A 325-nucleotide genomic window follows, 5' to 3' on the forward strand; every position below is an offset into this window, starting at 1 on the left:
CCACGTTGGCCGCGCTGCCGCCGTCGTAGGTCTTGTTCAGGCCGGTGGCGCTGGCGGTCAGGCTGCGTTTCAGGGTATCGGCGCTGGTGGGGCCGGTGGTCGACGCCAACGCGTAGTTGCCGGCGTCCTGGCCACTCAAGGCGATGCCGCTGACGCTGACCGTCTTGCCGTTGCCGGCGTTCTTGTCGCCGAAGCTGGCGCTGGCGCTGTACTCCAGCACGTCGCCCACGACACGGTCGTCGGTGAAGCCGACGGTGGCGGCGTTGCTGCCGTCATAGGTCTTGTTCACGCGGGCGGCGCTGGCGGTCAGGCTGCGTTTCAGGAT

1 protein-coding gene is annotated in these 325 nt (G+C 68.6%); it reads right to left on the bottom strand.

Annotated elements, in window-relative coordinates; genetic code table 11:
• A partial coding sequence (locus KVT32_RS29360; protein WP_217619348.1) for a YDG domain-containing protein occupies positions 1 to 325 on the bottom strand: 325 nt, incomplete at both ends.

The sequence above is a fragment of the Achromobacter sp. GbtcB20 genome (assembly GCF_019091095.1).
In the GTDB taxonomy this organism is placed as follows: domain Bacteria; phylum Pseudomonadota; class Gammaproteobacteria; order Burkholderiales; family Burkholderiaceae_B; genus Achromobacter; species Achromobacter mucicolens.